The organism is Neoroseomonas lacus, assembly GCF_014644535.1.
Lineage (GTDB): Bacteria > Pseudomonadota > Alphaproteobacteria > Acetobacterales > Acetobacteraceae > Neoroseomonas > Neoroseomonas lacus.
Genome location: NZ_BMKW01000005.1, coordinates 318,603 through 339,945, shown reverse-complemented (window position 1 = coordinate 339,945; position 21,343 = coordinate 318,603). Strand labels below are relative to the sequence as shown.

Sequence of the window (21,343 nt, the reverse complement as noted above, 5' to 3'; positions counted from 1 at the left end):
AGCTATTTCCTGAATCAGAAGCGCGTGCCGAAGCCAAGGCGGAAGACCTGAGTCTCATCGTAGGACTTCTTCACCACGGCCTGCGCGAGGTCGATGTTGATGAGGCCGATCGGGCTCCGCCAGGAGAAGCCGAAGCCGATGCCAACGCGCGGCGAAGCATCGTCGCGCACGCAGTTCGGCACGTTGCTTGGGCAACCCGTGTCATTGACGTTGGTCGGCAGTTCATAGTTGCCGCCGACATCGACAAACACGCGCCCGCCCAGGCCCAGTTCGGCCGGCAGCGGCAGCGGGAAGCGGAACTCCGCCGAGGAGGTCCAGATGATCTGGCCGCCAAGGGCATCGTTGGTTGAGACGTCGCGCGGGCCGGCGCCGCCGATGGCGAAGCCGCGCAAATTCTCGCCGCCGAGGAAGAAGCGGTCGACGATGCGGCTGTTGCCGCCATTGTAGGGCAGCAGCCAGCCGCCGCCCACGGCGAAGACCAGCACGTAGTCCGGGTCGCCCAGCAACTGCTCGAACGGAATGTAATACTGCCCGTCGCCGCGCAGACGGACGTAGTAGACATCGCCACCGAGGCCGGCGAGGTCGGCGCCGCCACGCACCACGTAGCCGTCGCGCGGCTCGATGCGGCTGTCGCGATGGTCGTAGGTGATGGTGGTGGAAACCTGGCTCAGCAGCGTCGTGCCGGCCTGCTCCTGGATGAACCGCGACGTCGAGGAATCGACGTCATAGAGATTGCGATTGACCAGCGAGTAGGACCAGGTCTGGCGCAGCCGCTCGTTGATCTCGTAGCCCATGCGCGCAACGAAGCCGGCACGCCGCTCATTGTAGCCCGAGGTGGACTGCAGGTTCCGCTGCACGAGGAACACGTCGGCGCCGGCGGCGAGGTTGCGCTCGAGGAATTGCGGGTCGGTGACCGAGATGTCCACCTGGCTGCGCTTCTGCGCCAGCGTCACGTTGGCGCGCGCATCGACGCCGGTGCCGAGCAGATTGCGCTCGCGCAGGCCAACGTCGGCGAGGAAGCCGGCATCGGTCGAATAACCGCCACCGAGGGTGAACTCGCCGGTCGCCCGCTCAGTCACCTGGGTGTTCAGGATCACGCGGTCCGGCGCCGAGCCGGGTGTCGAGTTGACCTGCACATCGGAGAAGAAGCCCAGGGCGCGGATACGCTCACGCGAGCGGCGCACCTGCTGGGTGATCAGCGGATCGCCTTCGGCCAGCCGGAATTCGCGGCGGATGACACGGTCCTGCGTGCGGGTGTTGCCGTTGATCTCGATCCGCTCGACGAAGGCGCGCGGACCTTCCGAAACCTCGAAGGTCAGCTCGACCTTGCGTTCCTCGCGATTGCGCACGACGCGCGGCTCGACATTGGCGAAGGAGAAGCCGCGCGCGACCAGCAGGTCGGTCAGCAGCGTGTCGGCACGCTCCACGGCGTCGCCATCGTACCAGTCGCCGGGCGAGATCGGGATCTCGCGCTGCACCGACGCGGGGTCGAGACCGCGCAGCGTGCTGGTGACCTGCACGTCGCCGATCCGATAGCGCGGCCCTTCGTCGATCGTATAGGTCAGGAAGAAGCCACTGCGATCAGGGGCCAGTTCCGCGGTCGCGCCGGTGATCTGCACGTCGGCATAGCCCTGGCGCAGATAGAATCGGCGCAGCAATTCGCGATCGAAGGCGAGCCGGTCGGGGTCGTAGTTGTCGGAGGTCGACAGGAGCCGGTACCAAGCCTGCTCGCGCGTCGCGATGACCTCCTTGAGCCGGCTGTCGGAATAATCGCTGTTGCCGACGAAGTTGATGCGCGCGACCAGCGCCGTGGCACCCTCATTGATCTCGAAGACGACGTCGACGCGGTTCTGGTCGAGTTCGATGATCTTGGGTTCCACTGTCGCGCCGAAGCGGCCGCGGCGGGCGTAGATCTCGAGGATCCGCTGGCGGTCGGCCTGGGCGGCGGCGGGCGTGAACACCGAGCGGGCGCGCAGTTGCACTTCGCCGCGCAGGATTTCGCTGGTGATTCGGCGGTTGCCCTCGAAGCCCACGCGATTGACCAGCGGGTTCTCGACCACCCGCACGATCACGCGGGTGCCGTCGGGGCGGATCTCGACGTCGCGGAACAGCCCGGTCGCGAATAGGGCGCGCAGGCTGCGGTCCAGCTGGTCGGGGTCGGCCGTGCCGCCGGGCTGCACCAGCATGTACGAGCGGATGGTATCCGCTTCGATGCGCTGATTGCCCTGGACCTCGATCGCGGTCACGCGTCCGGGCGCTTGCGCCGAGGAAGGGAGCGCCACGAACAACGCGGCGAGGACGACGAGGAGGGTGCGCAGGCTTTTCAACGAATCGGCACCTGATCTTGGGGGCGGGCGGAGGGAGCGGACACTAGCCGAGGTCCCCGTCCGGCGTCACCCCTTGGCGCCTGATCGCGGCATGAACAAGGCACGGCCGTGGAAGCGGGCGGCACAACCCACCCTCACCCGCCTCCCCTGGCACGGTCGTCCCGGCGCCAGGGTTGGTCAGGCAATACCCCGTGCGAGGGGCGCTTCAGCCGATCAGGGACGACACCCAGCGCACCACGCCCAGCTGCGTGAGGTCGTTCCAGGTGGCCAGGATCATCAGCGTCGCCAGCAGCGCGAAGCCGCCGCGGAAGGCGTATTCCTGCGCTCGGACCGTCAGTGGCCGACCGCGAATGGCCTCCGCCGCGTAGAACACCAGATGGCCACCATCGAGGATCGGGATCGGGAAGAGGTTGATCAGGGCCAGATTGACCGAGAGCAGGGCAATGAAGGTCACTAGAGACAAAATTCCCATCTCGGCGACTTCGCCTGACATTTGCGCGATGCGCAGCGGGCCGCCGATCTCATCGGCACTGCGTGCGCCGCTGATCATCTGCCAGACGCCGGCCAGGGTCTGGCCCGAGACCGAGATCATGTGCCAAGTGCCGGCCACCACGGCGCTTGCGGGGTCGAGCCGTTCACGTTCGATCACCCCGCCGGTGACGCCGAGCATGCCGCGTCCGTCCTCGGCCCGCGCGATCGGCGTGGCGATGACCTTCACCTCGTTCTCGCCGCGACGCACCAGCACCTCGACCGGCTGCCCGGCGCGCGGCTGGATGTGGTGCTGGAGTTCCTCGAACCGGGTCACCCGTTCGCCATCCAGCGCCAGAATGCGGTCGCCCGGCTGTAGCCCGGCGCGTTCGGCCGCCGAACCGGCCACTACAGTCTGGACCGCGGTGGTGCCGACCGGCCGGCCTACCGTCGCGAAGATGCCGGCGAACAACACCGCGGCGAGCAGGAAATTGAAGATCGGCCCTGCGGCGACCACGATGGCGCGGTCGCCCACACTCTTTTCATGGAAGGCCTCGCCGGGGCGATAGGCGGCGGGGTCGGGCTCGACCTCCCCGGCATGTTCCATCCCGTGCATTTTCACGTAACCGCCGAGCGGGATCCAGCCGACCTGCCATTCGCAGCCGCGCTTGTCGGTCCAGGTGGCAACCGCGCGGCCGAAGCCGATCGAGAAGCGCTCGACATGCACGCCGCGCCAACGGGCGGCGAGGTAGTGGCCCAGCTCATGCACGAAGATCAGAACGCCGAGCACCACGGCGAAGGAAATGATGGTGCGGAAGGGCTCAGGCAGGAATTCCATAGGGTCCGTTTCCGGTTGCGCGGTGCCGCTCAGGCAGCCGCCCGTTCCGCGGCGATCCTCGCCGCCTCCACACGCGCCGCCCCGTCCAGCGCCAGGATGGCGGCGAGATCCGCCACCTCCGGCGCGCCGAGCCGGGTCAACGTCTCCTCAACCACGGCGGCGATATCCAGGAAGCCGATGTGGCGGCTCAGGAACAGCCCGACTGCTGTTTCATTCGCCGCGTTCAATATGGTGGTTGCCCCGGCGCCCGCCCGCAAGGCCTCCCGCGCCAGCCGTAACGCAGGGAAACGAACGGGATCGGGCGCATAGAAGTCGAGCCGCCCCAGTGTGACGAGATCAAGCCGCGGGACGGACGACATCATCCGCGCCGGCCAGGCCAGCGCATGGGCGATCGGCGTGCGCATGTCCGGCGAGCCAAGCTGCGCCACCACCGACCCATCGGCGTATTGCACCAGGCCATGCACCGTCGATTGCGGATGGACCAGCACCTCGACCCGCGCCTCGGGCACCGGGAACAGGCGCACCGCTTCGATCAGTTCCAGCCCCTTGTTCATCATGGTGGCGGAATCGATCGAGATCTTCGCCCCCATCGACCACACCGGGTGGCGCACGGCGGCCTCCGGCGTGACGGAGGCCATCTCCGCCAGGGACATGGTGCGGCACGGGCCACCGGAGGCCGTCAGCACGATCTTCTCGACCGTGGCATAGGGGTCGGCCGCCGTGCCGCGCGCCTCGAGCGCCTGGAAAATGGCGTTGTGTTCGGAATCGACCGGCAGCAGCGTCGCACCCCCGGCCCTGGCCGTGGCCAGCACGATCTCGCCGGCGCAGACCAGGCTTTCCTTGTTGGCCAGCGCCAGCACGCCACCGCGCGACACGGCGGCGAGGATGGCCGGCAGGCCCGCCGCGCCGACGATGGCCGCCATGGTCCAGTCAACCGGGCGCGCCGCGGCGGCGACCACCGCCTCCGGCCCGGCCGCGGCCTCGATGCCGGTGCCGGACAGCGCGTCACACAGTGCCTGGTAGCTGGCCGGATCGGCGACGACCGCCAGCCGCGCGCCCAGGCGCCGCGCCTGGGCCGCCAGGGCGATGACGTCGCGATGGGCAACCAGCGCCTCGATGCGGAAAGCGCCTTCGGGGGCTTCGTCGAGAAGGGCGACGGTGCTGCGGCCGACTGAGCCCGTGCTGCCGAGGATGGTGACGCTGCGGGTCATGACGCCGGCTGGAGGGGCTTTGCCTCTCCAAGCCACCCCACCAAGGGCCTAAGGGCCTTTGGAAACCGATACCTAGTGCTGCGCCGGGAGGGGCGGGCCGCGAGGCCGTGCGACCGCGCTTGCGTCACCACCATAGCGGCTGCCCCCGCCCCAGGGCGAAGGCCAGCAGGGCGGCCACCGGCGCGGCCGCCAGCACGCCATCGAGCCGGTCCAGCAAGCCGCCATGGCCGGGGATCAGGGCGGAGGTGTCCTTCACCTCGAAATGCCGCTTGATCCAGGATTCCAACAAGTCGCCCGCCTGCGCAGCCACGCCCAACATGGCCGCGACTGCGGCCGCGCGAGCGGCCCCGCCCGGGGCCAGCAACATCGCCGTCGCCACCCCCACCATCATGGCCGCGACCAGCCCGCCGCCGGCACCCGACCAAGTCTTGTTCGGGGAGACAGCAGGGGCGATCCTGGGCCCGCCAAAGAACCGGCCGGCCATGTAGGCGCCGATATCCGACGCCCAGACCACCAGGAACAGGAACAGGACATTGGCCTGCCCGGCCGCATTGTCGTGGCGCAGTTCGATCAGCGCGATGCCGGCCAACCCGATATACAGCACACCGACGGCGAGCCAGCCGGCCGATTGACCCCGGCCATCCACATCCCGGCCGCGATCGGCGGTCCACCAGGCCACCGCCCACAGCGCCGCCAGCAAGGCGAGCGCGGCGCGTGAATGCTCGGACACCGCCAGCGTGCCCGCCGCGAAGACCGCGACCGGCACGGCCAAGCCCGGCATCGTCCGCGTGCGATACCCGCACAGATGCACCCATTCCCAGGACAGCAGTGCCGCCGCAATGGCGATCAGCATCGTCCAGGGCTCGGACCCCAGCCAGATGCAGGCCAGCGCCGTCGGCCCCAGCACCAGGGCGGAGAGGAAGCGCTTGCGCAGGTCCCGCCAGCGCTTGGGCTCCGCCGTCAAGGCTGTGGCCGCGCTCAGGGTCGTGCCCCGTAGCGGCGCTCGCGACGGATGAAGGCGGCCACCGCCTCGGCCAGCTGCTCGGCGCCGTAATCGGGCCAGAGCACCTCCTGGAAGACGAATTCGGCATAGGCCGCCTGCCAGAGCAGGAAGTTGGACAGCCGCTGTTCGCCCGAGGTGCGTATGATCAGGTCTGGGTCCGGAATGCCGGCGGTCTGGAGGAAGCCGCTGAAACACGCCTCGTCGATGGCCTCGGGCGCGAGCCGCCCCTCGGCTACCGCGCGGGCCGCGGCGCGCGCCGCGGCCAGGATCTCGTCCCGCGCGCCATAGGACAGCGCGACATTGAGGTTGAGCCGCGTGCCGCCGGCCGTCGCCTGCTCGGCGGCGCGGATCGAGCGGATCATCTCCGGCCCGAAGCGCTCATAATCGCCAATTACCCGCAGACGGATGCCTTCCTTGACGAGGCTCGCCACCTCGGAACGCAGGTACAGGCGCAGCAGCCCGGTCAGGGCCGAGACCTCCTCGAGCGGCCGGCGCCAGTTCTCGGAGGAAAATGCGAAGAGGGTGAGCCAGGTGATGCCCTGGTCGGCCGCCGCCTCGATGGTGCGGCGCGCCGCTTCGGCGCCGGCCTTGTGGCCAAGCGCGGCCGGCAGACCCCGTGCCTGCGCCCAGCGGCGGTTGCCGTCCATGATGATGGCGACATGGGCAGGCGTCTCGGCCGGCCCGGTGGCCGCGCGCAGAGGTCCCGAGGCAGCGCTCACGCCCGCCCTTCCCTATGGCGACGGGCCTTGACGGGGCTCAACCGCACTTCGCCTCCCTTCAGACGCTTGCTCGCGACGATCCTCACACCGTGCGGATGTCTTTTTCCTTCTCGACCAGCGAGGCATCAACCTGCTTCACATACTGGTCGGTCAGCTTCTGGATCTCTTCCTCGGCCCGCTTGGCATCATCCTCGCTGACCTCGTGCTTCTTGTCCCAGCCCTTGACCTGCTCCATGCCGTCGCGGCGCACGCCGCGGATGGCGACGCGGGTGCCTTCGGCATAACGCGCGGCTGCCTTGGCGAGTTCGTTGCGGCGCTCGGTGGTCAGCGGCGGCAGCGGCACGCGGATGACCTGGCCTTCGGCCTGCGGATTGAGGCCGAGATTGGCCTCGCGGATCGCCGATTCGACAGCCTTGGCGAGGCCCTTGTCCCATACCTGGACCGAGAGCAGGCCCGGCCCGGCCACGGAGATATTGGCCACCTGGTTCAGCGGCGTGACCGAGCCATACGCCTCGACGCGCACGGGTTCGAGCAGGGCGGGGCTGGCCCGGCCGGTCCGCAGGCCCTGGAATTCCTTCCTCAGCGTCTCGATCGCGCCATCCATGCGGCGCGTCAGGTCCTGCTTCAGGGCGTTGAAGTCAGCAGCCATGGGCCCGTCTCCTCAGGTCTGATGCTCATGCACGGTGGTGAAGCGGCCCTCGCCCTTCATCACCGCGGTGAAGGCGCTGGGCTCGTGGATGTTGAAGACGATGATCGGCAGGTGGTTCTCGCGCGCCAGGCTGATCGCCGCCGCGTCCATCACGGCGAGGTCCCGAGCCAGCATGTCGAGATAGGTCAGCGAGACGTAGCGCTCCGCCTTCGGGTTCTTGCGCGGGTCGGCGGAATAGACGCCATCGACCTGCGTGCCCTTGAGCAGCGCGTCGCAGCCCATTTCGGCCGCCCGCAGCGCGGCAGCGGTGTCGGTCGTGAAGAACGGGTTGCCGGTGCCGGCGGCGAAGATCACCACGCGGCCCTTCTCCATGTGCCGCACGGCGCGGCGGCGGATGAAGGGTTCGCAGACCGACTGCATCGGGATGGCGGACTGCACCCGGGTCTCGACCCCGGCCTTCTCCAGCGCGGACTGCATGGCGAGAGCATTCATCACGGTGGCCAGCATGCCGATCGAATCGGCCTGGGCGCGGTCCATCCCGCTCGCCGCGCCGGCGACACCGCGGAAGATGTTGCCGCCGCCGATCACCAGGCACACCTCGACGCCAAGTTCGATCACGCCGCGGACATCCTCGGCGATGCGCCGGCAGACGGCGGTGTCGAGGCCATAATCCCGGTCGCCCATCAGGGCTTCACCGGACACCTTGAGCAGGACGCGCTTGTAGCTTGGCTTGTCGCTCATGATGCGGGATTCGACGTTCCGGTGAATGTGGACGGGCGCGGCATCATACTCGCCGCGCCGGGGAGGCAACAATATGGCGCCGGGCGGGGCCGAGACCCCGCCGCGACAGGCTTCAGCCCTGGCCGGCCGCGGCCGCGACCTCGGCCGCAAAGTCGGAGGACTGCTTCTCGATGCCTTCCCCAAGCTGGAAGCGTGCGAAGCCGGCCAGCGTCATGCCGGCCTTCTTCACCACTTCCTTCACGCGGCTCTCACCGTCATGCACCCAGACCTGCTCGAGCAGCACCACTTCCTCGTAGTACTTGCGGATGCGGCCCTCGACCATCTTCTGGATCACGGCCTCGGGCTTGCCCGACGCCATGGCCTGCTCGGTCAGTACTGCCTTCTCGCGCTCGAGCGCGGAGGGCTCGACGAAGGAGACGTCCAGCGCCTCGGGGCGCGTGGCGGCGACATGCATGCCGATCTGGCGGCCGAGCGATTCCATCACGGTCTGCTCGGAGACGCCTTCCAGCGCCACCAGCACGCCGATCTTGCCCATGCCCGGCTTCACCGCCGAGTGGACATAGGTCGCGACGGTGCCGTCCGACACATGCAAGCGCTTGGCGCGGCGGATCGACATGTTCTCGCCGATCGTGGCGATCAGATGCGTCAGCTGCTCGCCCACCGTGCGGAAGGACTGGCCGCCCTCGACGAGGTCCACCGAGCCTGGCCAGCGCGCGGCCTTGATCGCCTCGATGTCGTCGCCGACCGTCAGCACCAGCTCCGCCACCGTGGCGACGAAGGTCTGAAAATGCTCGTTGCGGGCAACGAAATCGGTCTCGGCATTGACCTCGACCATCGCGGCGGTGCGCGGGGCGGAGGCAACGCCGACCAGCCCTTCGGCGGCGACGCGGCCGGACTTCTTGGCCGCAGCCGAGAGGCCCTTCTTGCGCAGCCAGTCGACCGCGGCCTCCATGTCGCCGTCGGCTTCGACCAGCGCCTTCTTGCAGTCCATCATACCAGCGCCGGTCTTTTCGCGCAGATCGCGCACCATCGCCGCAGTGATCTCGGCCATCGGAATGCTCCGTGGTTGCCAGGTGGAAGAGAAGGAACCGGGGCCACTGGGGCCCCGGAAAGTCAGAGTCAGGCCTGCGGCTGCGCCTCGGCAGGCGCTTCGGGCGCGGCTTCCGCCAGCACCTCGGGGATCGTCTCGGCCAGGGCTTCGGGCAGATCCTCGGGGGCGAGGTCCTCGGCACCGCCGATATCGACGCCCGACGCCTGCATCTCGGCCGAGATGCCATCCAGAACCGCGGAAGCGATCATGTCGCAATACAGGGTGATCGCGCGGATCGCGTCGTCATTGCCCGGGATCGGGTAGGTCACGCCCTCGGGGTCGGCGTTGGAGTCGACCACGGCGATGACCGGGATGCCGAGCTTGTTGGCCTCCTCGATCGCCAGCTTCTCCTTCACGGTGTCGATCACGAAGATGATGTCGGGCAGGCCGCCCATCTCCTTGATGCCGCCCAGCGCACGCTCGAGCTTTTCCTTGTCGCGCGTCAGCATGAGGACTTCTTTTTTCGTCAGGCCGCTGGTGTCGTTGCCCAGACGGTCGTCCATCTGCTTCAGGCGCTTGATCGAGCCCGTGATGGTCTTCCAGTTGGTCAGCATGCCGCCGAGCCAACGATGGTTGACGTAGTACTGGCCGCAACGCGCGGCGGATTCGGCGACGTAGTCGGCCGCGGCCTTCTTGGTGCCGACGAACAGCACGCGGCCACCGGCGGCGACGGTGTCGCGCACTGCCTTCAGGGCGCGCTCCATCATCGGGACGGTCTGCTGCAGGTCCAGGATGTGGACCTGGTTGCGGATGCCGAAAATATACGGCGCCATCCGCGGGTTCCAGCGCCGCGTGTGGTGGCCGAAATGAACGCCTGCTTCGAGCAGGGCGCGCAGAGAAACTTCGCGCATCGCCATGGGGCGAGCCTCCTTCATAAGTCCGGTTGAGCCTCCGCGGTGCATCCCCCGTTGCCGGGGACCGGACCCTGCCTGGTATGGGAAGGGCGCGCCGCGTGCGGATTTGCCGGGCGGGGCGAACCCCGTCCGGCGCGCAGGGATATGGCCGAAACCTCCGCCCGCGGCAAGCCCCGGCGCCTATTCAGGCCGGATGCCGGCGCGTTCGGCGGTGGCCTTGATCGCCGCCCTTTCCTGCGTCAGCCAGGCCGCGAAGCCCTCCGGGGTCTGTTCGGTGGCGGCGACGATCTCGGCCCCGAGCTCGGCCTGCCGGGCGCGGTAGCCCGGGTCGGCGAGGCCATGCCGCGCCGCTTCCGCCAGCGCGGCGACCGCCGAAGCGGGGGTGCCGGCCGCGGCCACCAGCCCCGCCCAGGACCCGCCGGTCATGTTCAGCCCGCTTTCGATCAGCGTCGCTACCTCCGGGGCGATCGGCATGCGCGCGGCCGAGGACATGGCGAGGATGCGCACCCGCCCGCCTCGCCAGATCGGCAGCACGGTCGAAATCTCGGCCATCACCAGGGGGATGTTGCCGGCGATCACGTCCGGCACCGACATCGACGACCCGCGATAGGGCACATGGTTCATCTGGATTCCGGCCGCGGCCATGACCTGCTCGATCAGGAAATGCGTGGCGCTGCCCTGCCCGGACGAGCCGATCGCGATGGTCCCCGGCCGTGCCCGCGCGGCTGCCAGCACATCGGCGACGGTCTGCCACGGGCTGTCGGCACCCACGGTCAGCGTGAGTGGGCTGCGGCTCAGCATCGCGACCGGCGCGAAATCCTTCGCCGGGTCGTAGGCGAGGCGCGCCTGCAGCACCGGGGCATTGGTCAGCGGCCCGTTCGAGCCGAGCAGCAGCGTGTGGCCGTCGGGCGGCGATTTCGCCACTACGTCGGCGCCGAGGGTGCCGCCCGCCCCTGCCCGGTTCTCGACGACCACCGGCTGGCCGAGCACAGGGGCCATGCGCTCTCCGATCATGCGCGCCTGGAGGTCGGACGAGGTCCCGGCGGCGAAGGGCACAACGATGCGTACCGGGCGTTCGGGGAAGGCGGCGCGGGCGGCGCGCGGGGCGAACAGCACGGCAGGCGCGGCGAGCGCCGCGCGGCGGGTGGCTTTCATGGCTTCGTTCCTCCGTCAGGACGGCCAGTGTGGGCAGGTTGTGCCGGTCCCTGGAAGTCCGGGATTGACCGCTCTCCGCGCCCGGGCTTCATCTGCGATCGCCGCGACGGATCGCCCGTAGCAGGCAGGGACATGCCTCATGGACAGCGTCGCTCGAGACATCCTCGACCTGTCGCGCCGGGGGCTGTTGCGCGGGGCGGCGGGGCTGGCGGCGCTCGGCGCCATCGCGCCGGGCATGGCCTCCGGCCAAGTGACGGCGGCCTTTCGCGCCGATCCCTTCACGCTGGGCGTGGCGAGCGGCGACCCGGCGCCGGATGGCTTCGTGATCTGGACGCGGCTCGCACTGGAACCCCTCGCCCCCGATGGCGGCATGCCACGCGCCGCCATGATCGTGAGTTGGGAGGTCGCCGAGGATGAGCGCTTCACGCGCATCGCGGCGAGCGGGACCGCCATCGCCCGGCCGGAACTGGCCCATGCCGTTCATGTCGAGGTCGGCGGCCTCTCCCCCGGACGCCCCTTCTTCTACCGATTTCGCGCCGGAGCGGCGGTAAGCCGCAGCGGCCGTGCACGCACCGCCCCGGCACCTGGCGCCACCCCGGCGCGGCTGCGCTTCGCCTTCGCCGGCTGCCAGCATTACGAACACGGGTATTTCACCGCCTGGGCCCACATCGCACAGGAGCCGGATCTCGACTTCGTCTTCCATTATGGCGACTACATCTACGAGTATCGCGGCCGGGCGCCGGGCCAGCCTGGCTGGGGCCCGCTGGTGCGCCCCCATCTGGGCGAGGAGATCATGACGCTGACGGAGTACCGCCAGCGCTACGCCCAATACCGCACCGATGCCGATTTGCAGGCGGCGCATGCCGCCCACCCCTTCCTGCCGAGCTATGACGACCACGAGGTCGACAACAACTGGGCCGGCACGCATAGCGAGGAGGATGGCGGCCGCCACTATCCCATCGCCGTGCCGCCGGAGGTCTTCGCCCTGCGCAAGGCTGCCGCCTTCCAGGCCTGGTACGAACACATGCCGGTGCGCGCCGCCGCCCTGCCGCGCGGGCCGGACATCACCGCGTATCGACGGCTCGATTTCGGCACGATGGCGCGGGTGCATGTGCTCGATACTCGCCAGTTCCGCGACGACCAGCCCTGTAGCGACCGCAACGGCCGGCCCTGCGCCGAGGTGTCGCGCGCCGACGCGCAGATGCTCGGCCCAGTGCAGGAGCGCTGGCTGCTCGACGGGCTGACGCAGTCGCCCGGGCAATGGAACATCCTCGCCCAGCAGGTGCCGATGATGCGTCGGCTGCTGAGCCATGGCGGCATCGCCATGGACAAATGGGACGCCTACCCGGCGGCGCGTCAGCGCATCCTCGATGGCATCGTCGAGCGAGGCACGCGCAACCCGGTGGTGCTGTCGGGGGATGTGCATGTGGCACTCGCGGCGACGATCGGGCAGTGGCCGGAGGACCCCGAGAGCAAGCCGCTCGCCGTGGAATTCACGGCGACGTCGGCGACCAGCGAAGGGGACGGCGTGGCAACCAGACCGGCAGGCGACGCGCTGCTGCAACGCAATCCACAGATCGCGCTGTATCACGCCCAGCGCGGCTATTGCGTGAGCGAGGCGACGGCCACGCGGATGACGACGGAATTCGTGTCGATGCCCTTCGTGACGCGGGAGCGTGCGCCACGGGAGAGTGCCGCACGGTTGGTGGTGGAAGACGGGCGTGCGGCGATAGAGCGTGGTTAGAGCATCCTCGGCGCTGTCGCCTGAACAAGGATCGCGACGTGATCAGGATGGCGGCGTCCGTCGCCTGACACGAAAAGGCGCAGTCCGCGGATGGTCAGGCCGGGTTGGCCTCCTCGCCCTCGGCGATCGCCGCCACTTCCGAGACGCCAATTCCCGATTTACATTGAAACAGAAACAGGCTCCCGGCCGATTGGATCGGCTCAAGAAAATTGAACAATTTCTGGTACCCGACACGCTCGGCCACGATGTCGTGCACCAATATTCTGGCGCCGCCGCCTCGCGATTTTCGCATGAAGAACTCGGCAGCACGCGCTGCACAGGCGACCCGAAACCGACCATCGACCAACACCAGATCCGGGTCGCATTGAAGGCTTTCCCATAGAGGCCACGGGGCTCTGGCGTAGGTGCACCATTGGTCAAATTTCTCGCGCGTCGCCGGGTAACCCCAGGGCTTAACCGGCCCGAGATCGACATGCTGCAGGTGAAGACGCCCCGCTTCGAGCGCTGCCAGCACATCGGGGTCGGAACGCATCAACTCGATCCATGCCTGGTCGGTCTCCACCGACACGAGTTTCTCGACGCCGGACCTCAGGAACAATGCGGTCGAACCGCCTATGCCAAATTCCGAGACACGCCGGCTGACACGAACGACGTCCCGCAAGAGCGCAATCTCATCTCGGCTCATGCGAGGAAGGCGACGACGGCCATCTCGAGCCACAGCTTTGGTGCTGTCGGTTTCAGCCACTTGAATCTCTGCCCTTTCCCGCACATTCCTGCCAATTCACACGGAATGCGAGCCGATTGCCGTATTTGGGATTGCCTCCTGTGGCGCATTCCCAAACAGACACTCGGGCCAAAGCAGCACCATACCATCGCACATCACGCGCCGGCACGACCCGATGCCGTGACCGCTCTAACCTCTTGTTTGAGCGAGCCTCTTTATGCGCCTGACTGAGCACAGTCAGGCGCGATCTGCTCTAGGACCCCACCTTCAGGGTGCTCGTCAGCCCGCGAAGACACGCCACGATCGACAGCGGCGTGATCTTGCCGGTGCGGGGGTTTTCCTCACTCGGCACATTCTCGATCGTCATGGTCAGCCGTGCGGCGGCGGCTTCCACGCGGATGGTGTGGGTGTTGCGGGTCACGCCGGGGTCGGCCCAGATCTCGACCATGGTGCGCTCCGGCCCGATGCCGGCCAGCGCCAGGGCGGCGGCGACATTCACATTGGCCGGGAAGCCCTGCGCCGCGTCGAAGGCATTGCCCTTGAAGACGAGGGTCGCGGTGGTGATGGCCGACACGTCGATGGCGTGCAACTTCAGATAGGGCGCACCTTCGAGACCGCGCGGCGGCTTGCGGGTTTCGATGGTGACGCTCTCGACATCACCCTCGGCGGCGGCGCGGACGGCATCGAGGCCAAGCAGTGCGCCGGTCGGCACGATGATGCGCGCGCCGGTCTGCCGGGCGCGCTCGACGAGGTGCATGCGCGGCAGCAGCGCGCCGACGGAGGAGGGGACGAAGATCCTGCCGGCCTCGATGGCTGCGGTGGCGATCTCCTCGAAGGCGATGGCGGGGGCGGCTTCCACGACGATGTCGCAGGCGGCGAGTTCGGCATTGGCCACGACCATCGGCGGCGTGGCGAAGCCCTCGATCAGTCGGCGCGCCTTGTTGAGGTCGCGGGCGGACACGGCGGCGAGGCGCAGCCCCTGCACGCCGGCATCCAGCGCCCGCGCCAGATGGAGGCCGATCGCACCCAGTCCCGCGATGCCGACCGTCAATTGCTGCGCCATGTGACCCTCCGTGACCAAGGGCAGCGCGTTAGCACGGCTCGCAGCGAGCCCGAAGGGGTGGTGATCCTGCCGCCGGATCGCGAGGCGTCAGCGCTGGGCCGTTTCGTCAGGCGCCGCCTTCCCAGCCCCGGCGTGGAAGAGCCGCGTCCCACAAGGCATCCCGGCCGGTCGGGCCTGGATCGCCTCGTTCTGCGCCTCGCCAAGACAGCGCGCCAGGTTTCCGCCGATGCCGCACAGGCGACGCTTGCCCCGGCACGGCTGCATCGGCGACAAACCGCCCCGCATGTCCGATACCGCACCGCTCGCCCCGCGCGACAGCCTCCCCGACCGCATCCGCGACCTCGCGCCCAACGAGATCGCCGAGGTCGCCTATCTCGGCTTCGAGGATCCGGAGGTCATCAAGCTCTGGGTGGGTGAAGGCGACCTGCCGACACCGGCCTTCATCACCGAGGCCGCGCACAAGGCGATGGTGGAGGGGCACACGCGCTACACTTGGTCCACCGGCCTGCCGCGGCTGCGCCAGGCGCTCGCCGACTACCACCGTCGCCATTGGGGCGTGGAGGTGGCGCCCGACCGCTTCACCGTGACCGCCGGCGGCATCAATGCGCTGATGCAGGCGATGCAGGCGATCCTCAGCCCGGGCGAGGAGGTGATCTATCCCGCGCCGCATTGGCCGAACCTCGATGCCATCATCCGGCTGCTCGGCGGTGTGCCGGTGCCGGTGCCGCTGCATATGCGGGCGGATGGGCGCTTCGAGCTCGACCTCGATGAGGTGGCGGCGGCGATCACGCCGCGCACGCGGGCGATCGCCATCAACTCGCCCTCCAACCCCACTGGCTGGGTGATGCCGCGGGCGCAGATGACGGCGCTGCGCGACCTGGTGCGGGCGCGCGGGCTGTGGCTGGTCTCCGACGAAGTCTACAACCACTTCACCTACGGCAATGCGATCGCGCCCTCTTTCCTTGAGGTGTGCGAGCCGTCCGACCGACTGCTGGTGGCGAACACCTTCTCGAAGAACTGGGCGATGACGGGCTGGCGCGCCGGCTGGCTGATCTTCCCCGAGGGGTTGGCGCAGGTCTTCGACAATCTCGGGCAGTACAACACCACCTCGATCCCGACTTTCCTGCAGCATGCCTGCATCGCGGCACTCGACCAGGGCGACGATTTCATCCGCACCATGGTCACGCGCTGCCGCGCGGCGCGGGACATCTTCGTCGAGGGGCTGTCGGCCATCCCCGGCATCCGCATCGCGGCACCGGAAGGGTCGTTCTACCTGTTCCTGTCGGTGGAGGGGGAGACCGACGCCAAGGCGCTGGCGATCCGCATCCTGCGGCAGGCGAAGGTCGGCCTCGCGCCCGGGACGGCTTTCGGCCCGGATGGACAGGGCCATCTGCGGCTGTGCTTCGCGGTGGATACAGCGCTGGCGCGTGAGGCGACGCGGCGGCTGCAGGCGTTCTTCGCGCGCTGAAGCGCCGTGCGTCAGGTCGGGCAACTCGGCGCGGGGATGGTCGGGTTGGGGGCGTAGTCCTGCACGACGCCGTCGGGGCCCCACAGCATCACGTGCCCCTCGAAATCGTCGATCTGCAGGGGCGGGATGCGGGCAAGCCGCCAGTTCCAGTCGAAGGCGAATTCCCGGTCCGCCCCGCCGACGCTCTGCGGGTCAGAACTCGCCACCACCTCGGCGCCCGTCACCACGGCAAGGGACTGGCAGAAGCGCTGGCCGTCCAGCGTGTCGGCCACCTGACAGGCACACATCCAGATGCGTTCGATCAGCCCGTGGACGGCGCCCCAAAGATGCACATTGCCCAGATGCAGGCCGGTGCCGAGCGCGACGCCGTCGGGTCCCGCCATGCCATGGGCATTGATGATGACGGCGTGGAGCCTGCCTGAGCGCGCCGCCGCGCTGACCATGTCGACGATGGCCTCCGGGCGGATGATGCGCCGGACCAACACCTCATGCTCCATCGTGTAGTGGCTGGAGGTAGGGAAGTCGCTGGAGTTCAACGCAAGGGCCGGTTGCGGGATCGGGATCATGGCGGAGTTCCTCCTGCTCGGGGATCCCCACCATGACGCGGCCACCGTCGCGAGGAACCGTTTCACATCCGGTCCATCGTGTCCGGGGTCATACCAGCGGCCGAATGCTTCGACCGCCGGTATTCGATTTTTCGCGCCCTCGGATGGCGAGCGCAAACCTCCGGTTGTCTTGGCTTCGAGCCGGAGGCACGCCTCCGGCGTCACGCAGGTCTTCCGGCGGGCCGCATTCGCGGCCTCGGTATGAGGCAAAGACTCATGCCATTCGCATCACACCACCGGCGAGGACCCGCCATCCACATTGATCGCCGTGCCGGTCACATACCCGCCCATGTCGGAGGCGAGCAGCAGCGCCATGGCCGCGAATTCCTCCGCCTTGCCGATGCGCCCGAGCGGGACGGGCTTGCCCTGCTCGGCCTTCCATTCCTCCCAGGTGATGTTGCGCTTGTCGGCGGCATGGCGGCGGACCCACTGGTCGCTCTCGATGATGCCGACGAGCATGGCGTTCACCAGCACGTTGTGGGGCGCGAATTCGTTGGCCAGCGCCTTGGTCAGCGCCATGCCCGCGGCGCGCGAGACGGAGGTCGGCGTGCTGGTCGCCTTGGGCGCCTTCGCCCCGATGTTCAGCACGTTGATGATGCGGCCCCACTGGCGGTCCTTCATCCCCGGCAGCACCAGGCGGGACAGGCGGATCGCGGCGAACAGCTTGAGGTCGAGGTCGTCTTGCCACAGCGCGTCGCTGACCTCGAGGAATGGCCCGCGCTGCGAGGTGCCGGCATTGTTGACCAGGATGTCCACCTGGCCGAGTGCACGGACAGCACCGGCATAGGCCTGCTCGCAGCCTTCCACCGTGCGGATGTCGCAGGCAATCGAGGTGATCCTGGCGGTCGGCGCGGCGTCGCGCAGTTCGGCCTCGGCACTGGCCAGGGCATCCGCCCCGCGCGCCACCAGCGCGACATGGCCACCGGCCTCGACAAACGCCTTGGCCATCGCAAGTCCGAGACCCTTCGAGCCACCCGTGACGATGGCCGCGCGTCCGTTCAATGAAAGCTGCATGGAAATTCCCCCTTCGGTTGCCGGCATCCTGACCGGAACCGCGCGACACGCAAGCGAGGGGGGGGTGGGGCGACCAACGGGACTCGAACCCGTGACATCCAAGACCACAACCTGGCGCTCTACCAACTGAGCTATGGCCGCCACCGAGGGGGCGGGAGATACGGCCGCAGCCCCTGTCCCGTCAACCGGGCGTGTGATCGGCGCGCATCGGGGCCCGAGTTCGCGGCTCCTATCGCGCGCCGCCCGCTTGCCGCAACCCCACCGGACAGGCCATACCGCCAGTCCCGCGCCGGAAGGAGCATGCCTATGCGACATATTGCCCGCTGCCTGATCCTCGCCGCCCCGCTGCTCGCCACCAGCGCGGTGGCGCAACGGGCCCCGGCGCCTGCCCAGCCGCCCGCCACGGCCGCGGCGCCGGCCCCTGCGCAATCCGCAACGCCGCATGAATGGCTGTTCGGATCGTGGACCGGCGGGCTGTACCCGCCCGGCGAGACCGAAGGGTCGCGCTGCTTTGCACAGCCCACCGTGATCTTCACGCGCGAAGTGGTGATGCGCAGCGGTATCCTGGACCCCGCCTATCGCCAGCGTTTCCTGGAGACGGCGGCGACGCGGCCGGGCGCGACCAGCTTCCGCTTCATCCCCGCGGCCCCGGCCGGCAGCCGCCTGCCGCCCGAGATCGGCTTCGGCTGCCCCGGCGGCCCCGATACGCTTGAGGTGGAGCAGGTCGGGCCGGATGAGATCGTCTTCCCGAACTGCCGTGAAATGCCCTCCCCGCTGCGCCGCTGCGGGAGCCCGAATCGGTGAGCCAGCCGAAGCGCATCGCGCTGATCCACGCGCTGCGGCACTCGCCGCCCCCGATCGAGGCGGCTTTCGCGCGGCTCTGGCCCGGCCAGATCCTGATGAACCTGCTGGATGACAGCCTCTCGGCCGACCTGGCGCGGGAGGGGGCGCTGACGCCGCGCATGACCGAGCGTTTCCTGGCCCTGGGGCGCTACGCCGCCGGGACCGGGGCGGATGCCATCTTGTTCACCTGCTCCGCCTTCGGTCCCTGCATCGAGGCCGTCGCGGCCGACCTCGCGCCCCTGCCGGTGCTCAAGCCGAATGAGGCGATGATCGAGGAAGCGGTGACCATGGGGCGCCGCATCGGTCTGCTGGTGACCTTCCAGGGCACCATCCCGTCGATGACACCGGAGTTCCCGGCCAGCATCACCGTAGTGCCGAAGGTGGCCGAGGGCGGGCTGGCGGCGCTCGATGCCGGCGATACCGCCACGCATGACCGGCTGGCCGCCGAGGCATCGAAGGCGCTGGCCGATTGCGACGCCATCGCCCTCGGGCAGTTCAGCCTGGCGCGGGCGAAGGCCATGGTGGAGCAGGCGACCGGCAAGCCGGTGCTGACCACGCCCGACAGTGCCGTACTGAAGCTGAAGCGGTTGCTCGGGGCCTGAAGCGGACATCGTTCGGCCCGGCTCCCGGGCTCCGCCTGGGAGCGTTTTCGGACCAGGCGGCAGCGGCCCGCATCCCCATCCGGTCCAGTTCTTCCACCCGGGCGGGATATGCCTTGAGCGTCACGCGTACCGCGGCGCAGCGCGAGAACACCGTCCGGTGAGCCGGGTTCAGGGCGGCCGGCGCCGGCCCCATATGCCTCCCTGGCCGCGACCCAGCGACCGCACAGGAAGGAGGCTCGCATGAGCAAAGTCCTTTATTGCGGCTCGGTATTCCCGGGCTGCCCGCATGTGATCCACGCCGATGGCGAGGATGAATTGATGGCCAAGGCCATGTCACATGCCCGCGCCGAGCACGAGGCGACGATCATCTCGGACAGGCTGAAGGCCCGCATCCGCCTAGCGATGCGAGAAGATCAACCAGCAACGGCGGCTGGCGCCTGACGGCCACGGCGCGGTCAGCGCGGCTCCCAGGGCGACCGGCTACCGCGATCGCCCTGCGCTGGCCCCTGCCACCACGGTGACACGGCGGGCGCGACGCGGACCGTCTCATCTGTCGCATCCTGTTGGGCCCAGGCGGGCGTCTGCAGGTCCGCGACGGCCGCGGTTTCGATCGGCCCGGGATCGCGCCCACCGGCGAACTTCACCAGCGCCGCGACGCGATCGCCGATCGGCGGGTGGGTCGCCATTAGCGAGGAGAGCGCGTTGTCCGACGCATCCTCGAGGAACAGGGCGCGCACCTGAGGCGATACCTCGGGCATGGCGGCATGGCCTTCGACCTTGCGCAGGGCGGTGATCATCGCATCCGGGTCCGCAGTCAGTTCCACCGCTCCCGCATCGGCGAGGAATTCGCGGTTGCGCGACAACGCCATGCGCAACGCTGTCGCCAGCAGCCAAGCGAGCGAGATCATCAACACGCCAATCACTGCGGCCCAGCCGGCGTTGCGCGAATTGCCCTCGACCCGCCATCCGCCGCGACGCTCGGCCCGGGCGACACGGCTGGAGCGGGTCATCATGTCGAAGCCGAGCGAGATGACACCGACGAAGACCGCCGCGATCAGCCCCAGCCGCGCATCGCCATTGCGGATATGGCTGAGTTCGTGCGCCAGCACCGCCGCCAGTTCCCGGTCGTCCAGCGCATCGATCAGCCCGCGCGTGACGGTAACCGCCCCGGTCTCGCGGGACAGCCCGGCGGCGTAGGCGTTCAGCATCGCCGTCTCGATCACCGCCAGGCGCGGCATGCGCATGCCGCGCGAGATGCACAGATTCTCGAGAAGATTCCACAGCCGCGGTTCCTCGGCGCGGGTGACCGGATGCGCACCGGTCGCCCAGTCGAGGATGCGGTTATGCGCCGCCCAGGCGATGGCGAACCAGATGATCGCCACGCCGCAACACGCCACATAGATGCCGGGCAGGTTGCGCAGGGCGTTGGCGAGGGCGCGGCCGAGATCGCGTTGCTCGCCGCCGAAGATCATGCCGAGGCCGAGCGCGACCACCGCCAACAGCAGCGGGAAGCCGGCCAGCAGCAGCATCGACCGCCAAGCGGTGTTCCAGGCGTGGGTGCGCAGGCCGAAGGCCTGCATGGCGGCCTCCTAGAACTTCACCTGGGGCGCCGCCTGGACGACGGCGCGCTCGGCCTCGGGAACCTCAAAGAAGCCGCGTTGCTGGAAACCCATGGAACGGGCGAAAAACACGGCCGGAACACTCTCGGTCATCGCATTGTATTCGGCGACGGATGAATTGTAGAAGCGGCGCGAGGCCGCGATCTTGTTCTCGACATCCGAGAGTTCGGATTGCAGCGACAGGAAGTTCTGGTTGGCCTTGAGGTCCGGATAGGCCTCCGACAGGGCGAACAACCTTCCCAGGGCGGCACCAAGGGCGCCTTCGGCCGGCCCCGCCGCGGCCGGGCCCTGCGCCTGGGCCGAGACGGCGGCGTTGCGCGCCTGGATCACCGCATCGAGCGTCGTCTTCTCGTGCGCGGCATAGCCTTTCACCGTCTCGACTAGGTTGGGGATCAGGTCGTGCCGCTGCTTGAGCTGGACGTCGACATCCGACCAGGACTGGCCGGTCACCTGCCGCAGCGTGACAAGCCGATTATAGACGATCACCAGCCACATGATGATGACGGCGATGATGCCGAGGACAATCCAGCCCATGCCTTGCGGCTCCTTCCTCTGCGGCGCCGGGGCCGCCCGGGGGAACCCTGCCGGCGCCGGCGCATCCTGGCC

21 protein-coding genes and 1 tRNA gene are annotated in these 21,343 nt (G+C 68.8%); 5 read left to right on the top strand and 17 right to left on the bottom strand.

Going from position 1 to position 21,343, the window contains the following annotated elements; genetic code table 11:
* Nucleotides 1-14: 14 nt before the first annotated feature.
* The 10 genes from bamA to IEY36_RS12205 form a co-directional block, all read right to left on the bottom strand.
* Entirely contained in the window at nt 15-2,327 is a 2,313-nt protein-coding gene (gene bamA / locus IEY36_RS12250) for an outer membrane protein assembly factor BamA (RefSeq protein WP_188967347.1), read from the bottom strand.
* 205 nt (nt 2,328-2,532) lie between these two features.
* The gene (gene rseP, locus IEY36_RS12245) at nt 2,533-3,633 is read right to left on the bottom strand and encodes an RIP metalloprotease RseP (protein WP_188967346.1); all 1,101 of its coding nucleotides are present in this window, start codon (nt 3,631-3,633) and stop codon (nt 2,533-2,535) included.
* Between the two features lie 29 nt (nt 3,634-3,662).
* Nucleotides 3,663-4,844, bottom strand: coding sequence for a 1-deoxy-D-xylulose-5-phosphate reductoisomerase (gene dxr, locus IEY36_RS12240; protein WP_188967345.1), 1,182 nt, complete (start codon nt 4,842-4,844; stop codon nt 3,663-3,665).
* 124 nt (nt 4,845-4,968) lie between these two features.
* Nucleotides 4,969-5,808 carry a phosphatidate cytidylyltransferase gene (locus IEY36_RS12235; protein WP_229681270.1) on the bottom strand — a complete coding sequence of 280 codons (840 nt, stop codon included), beginning with the start codon at nt 5,806-5,808 and terminating at the stop codon, nt 4,969-4,971.
* Between the two features lie 14 nt (nt 5,809-5,822).
* Nucleotides 5,823-6,566 (bottom strand): polyprenyl diphosphate synthase, encoded by a 744-nt coding sequence (gene uppS / locus IEY36_RS12230; RefSeq protein WP_188967344.1) that lies wholly within the window; start codon nt 6,564-6,566, stop codon nt 5,823-5,825.
* Between the two features lie 82 nt (nt 6,567-6,648).
* Nucleotides 6,649-7,215, bottom strand: coding sequence for a ribosome recycling factor (gene frr / locus IEY36_RS12225; RefSeq protein ID WP_188967343.1), 567 nt, complete (start codon nt 7,213-7,215; stop codon nt 6,649-6,651).
* Between the two features lie 12 nt (nt 7,216-7,227).
* The gene (gene pyrH, locus IEY36_RS12220) at nt 7,228-7,956 is read right to left on the bottom strand and encodes a UMP kinase (RefSeq protein WP_188967342.1); all 729 of its coding nucleotides are present in this window, start codon (nt 7,954-7,956) and stop codon (nt 7,228-7,230) included.
* Nucleotides 7,957-8,068: 112 nt separating this feature from the next.
* The gene (gene tsf, locus IEY36_RS12215; protein ID WP_188967341.1) at nt 8,069-9,007 is read right to left on the bottom strand and encodes a translation elongation factor Ts; all 939 of its coding nucleotides are present in this window, start codon (nt 9,005-9,007) and stop codon (nt 8,069-8,071) included.
* Between the two features lie 68 nt (nt 9,008-9,075).
* Nucleotides 9,076-9,903: a 30S ribosomal protein S2 gene (rpsB, locus tag IEY36_RS12210; RefSeq protein ID WP_188967340.1), complete on the bottom strand. Its 828-nt coding sequence runs from the start codon at nt 9,901-9,903 to the stop codon at nt 9,076-9,078.
* Between the two features lie 177 nt (nt 9,904-10,080).
* Nucleotides 10,081-11,055: a Bug family tripartite tricarboxylate transporter substrate binding protein gene (locus IEY36_RS12205; protein WP_188967339.1), complete on the bottom strand. Its 975-nt coding sequence runs from the start codon at nt 11,053-11,055 to the stop codon at nt 10,081-10,083.
* Between the two features lie 139 nt (nt 11,056-11,194).
* On the opposite strand from IEY36_RS12205, the gene IEY36_RS12200 reads away from it, so the two are divergent.
* A complete protein-coding gene (locus IEY36_RS12200; RefSeq protein WP_188967338.1) occupies nt 11,195-12,799 on the top strand; it encodes an alkaline phosphatase D family protein in 1,605 nt (534 codons plus the stop codon).
* A 94-nt stretch (nt 12,800-12,893) separates the two neighbouring features.
* Here the strand turns inward: IEY36_RS12200 and IEY36_RS12195 are convergent, their stop codons facing one another.
* Both IEY36_RS12195 and IEY36_RS12190 read right to left on the bottom strand, forming a co-directional pair.
* On the bottom strand, nt 12,894-13,544 hold the full coding sequence (locus IEY36_RS12195; RefSeq protein WP_188967337.1) for a hypothetical protein: 651 nt from the start codon (nt 13,542-13,544) through the stop codon (nt 12,894-12,896).
* A 232-nt stretch (nt 13,545-13,776) separates the two neighbouring features.
* Nucleotides 13,777-14,586 (bottom strand): aspartate dehydrogenase, encoded by an 810-nt coding sequence (locus IEY36_RS12190; protein WP_188967336.1) that lies wholly within the window; start codon nt 14,584-14,586, stop codon nt 13,777-13,779.
* A 283-nt stretch (nt 14,587-14,869) separates the two neighbouring features.
* On the opposite strand from IEY36_RS12190, the gene IEY36_RS12185 reads away from it, so the two are divergent.
* The gene (locus tag IEY36_RS12185) at nt 14,870-16,054 is read left to right on the top strand and encodes a pyridoxal phosphate-dependent aminotransferase (RefSeq protein WP_188967335.1); all 1,185 of its coding nucleotides are present in this window, start codon (nt 14,870-14,872) and stop codon (nt 16,052-16,054) included.
* An 11-nt stretch (nt 16,055-16,065) separates the two neighbouring features.
* On the opposite strand, the gene IEY36_RS12180 is transcribed toward IEY36_RS12185, so the two are convergent.
* The 3 genes from IEY36_RS12180 to IEY36_RS12170 all read right to left on the bottom strand — a co-directional run bounded on the left by IEY36_RS12180 (nt 16,066) and on the right by IEY36_RS12170 (nt 17,814).
* Nucleotides 16,066-16,620 carry a DUF4347 domain-containing protein gene (locus IEY36_RS12180; protein WP_188967334.1) on the bottom strand — a complete coding sequence of 185 codons (555 nt, stop codon included), beginning with the start codon at nt 16,618-16,620 and terminating at the stop codon, nt 16,066-16,068.
* A 267-nt stretch (nt 16,621-16,887) separates the two neighbouring features.
* Nucleotides 16,888-17,673: an SDR family NAD(P)-dependent oxidoreductase gene (locus IEY36_RS12175; protein ID WP_188967333.1), complete on the bottom strand. Its 786-nt coding sequence runs from the start codon at nt 17,671-17,673 to the stop codon at nt 16,888-16,890.
* Between the two features lie 65 nt (nt 17,674-17,738).
* Nucleotides 17,739-17,814 (bottom strand) — tRNA-His (locus tag IEY36_RS12170).
* Between the two features lie 165 nt (nt 17,815-17,979).
* Here IEY36_RS12170 and IEY36_RS12165 point away from each other — a divergent pair.
* From IEY36_RS12165 to IEY36_RS12155, 3 genes are all read left to right on the top strand, one after another.
* The gene (locus tag IEY36_RS12165) at nt 17,980-18,477 is read left to right on the top strand and encodes a hypothetical protein (RefSeq protein ID WP_188967332.1); all 498 of its coding nucleotides are present in this window, start codon (nt 17,980-17,982) and stop codon (nt 18,475-18,477) included.
* Nucleotides 18,474-19,118: an aspartate/glutamate racemase family protein gene (locus IEY36_RS12160; RefSeq protein ID WP_188967331.1), complete on the top strand. Its 645-nt coding sequence runs from the start codon at nt 18,474-18,476 to the stop codon at nt 19,116-19,118. Before IEY36_RS12165 ends, IEY36_RS12160 begins: the two co-directional genes overlap by 4 nt.
* A gap of 240 nt (nt 19,119-19,358) precedes the next feature.
* Nucleotides 19,359-19,559: a DUF1059 domain-containing protein gene (locus IEY36_RS12155; protein ID WP_188967330.1), complete on the top strand. Its 201-nt coding sequence runs from the start codon at nt 19,359-19,361 to the stop codon at nt 19,557-19,559.
* Between the two features lie 14 nt (nt 19,560-19,573).
* Here the strand turns inward: IEY36_RS12155 and IEY36_RS12150 are convergent, their stop codons facing one another.
* Both IEY36_RS12150 and IEY36_RS12145 read right to left on the bottom strand, forming a co-directional pair.
* A complete protein-coding gene (locus IEY36_RS12150; protein WP_188967329.1) occupies nt 19,574-20,698 on the bottom strand; it encodes a M48 family metallopeptidase in 1,125 nt (374 codons plus the stop codon).
* A gap of 9 nt (nt 20,699-20,707) precedes the next feature.
* Entirely contained in the window at nt 20,708-21,271 is a 564-nt protein-coding gene (locus IEY36_RS12145) for a LemA family protein (RefSeq protein ID WP_188967328.1), read from the bottom strand.
* Nucleotides 21,272-21,343: the final 72 nt, after the last annotated feature.

Bases quoted from the DNA above. Each gene is read 5' to 3' on its own strand.
- rseP (WP_188967346.1), bottom strand. From the start codon at position 3,633: ATGGAATTCCTGCCTGAGCCCTTCCGCACCATCATTTCCTTCGCCGTG.
- dxr (WP_188967345.1), bottom strand. From the start codon at position 4,844: ATGACCCGCAGCGTCACCATCCTCGGCAGCACGGGCTCAGTCGGCCGC.
- frr (WP_188967343.1), bottom strand. From the start codon at position 7,215: ATGGCTGCTGACTTCAACGCCCTGAAGCAGGACCTGACGCGCCGCATG.
- pyrH (WP_188967342.1), bottom strand. From the start codon at position 7,956: ATGAGCGACAAGCCAAGCTACAAGCGCGTCCTGCTCAAGGTGTCCGGT.
- tsf (WP_188967341.1), bottom strand. From the start codon at position 9,007: ATGGCCGAGATCACTGCGGCGATGGTGCGCGATCTGCGCGAAAAGACC.
- rpsB (WP_188967340.1), bottom strand. From the start codon at position 9,903: ATGGCGATGCGCGAAGTTTCTCTGCGCGCCCTGCTCGAAGCAGGCGTT.
- IEY36_RS12205 (WP_188967339.1), bottom strand. From the start codon at position 11,055: ATGAAAGCCACCCGCCGCGCGGCGCTCGCCGCGCCTGCCGTGCTGTTC.
- IEY36_RS12200 (WP_188967338.1), top strand. From the start codon at position 11,195: ATGGACAGCGTCGCTCGAGACATCCTCGACCTGTCGCGCCGGGGGCTG.
- IEY36_RS12190 (WP_188967336.1), bottom strand. From the start codon at position 14,586: ATGGCGCAGCAATTGACGGTCGGCATCGCGGGACTGGGTGCGATCGGC.
- IEY36_RS12185 (WP_188967335.1), top strand. From the start codon at position 14,870: ATGTCCGATACCGCACCGCTCGCCCCGCGCGACAGCCTCCCCGACCGC.
- IEY36_RS12180 (WP_188967334.1), bottom strand. From the start codon at position 16,620: ATGATCCCGATCCCGCAACCGGCCCTTGCGTTGAACTCCAGCGACTTC.
- IEY36_RS12175 (WP_188967333.1), bottom strand. From the start codon at position 17,673: ATGCAGCTTTCATTGAACGGACGCGCGGCCATCGTCACGGGTGGCTCG.
- IEY36_RS12165 (WP_188967332.1), top strand. From the start codon at position 17,980: ATGCGACATATTGCCCGCTGCCTGATCCTCGCCGCCCCGCTGCTCGCC.
- IEY36_RS12155 (WP_188967330.1), top strand. From the start codon at position 19,359: ATGAGCAAAGTCCTTTATTGCGGCTCGGTATTCCCGGGCTGCCCGCAT.
- IEY36_RS12150 (WP_188967329.1), bottom strand. From the start codon at position 20,698: ATGCAGGCCTTCGGCCTGCGCACCCACGCCTGGAACACCGCTTGGCGG.
- IEY36_RS12145 (WP_188967328.1), bottom strand. From the start codon at position 21,271: ATGGGCTGGATTGTCCTCGGCATCATCGCCGTCATCATCATGTGGCTG.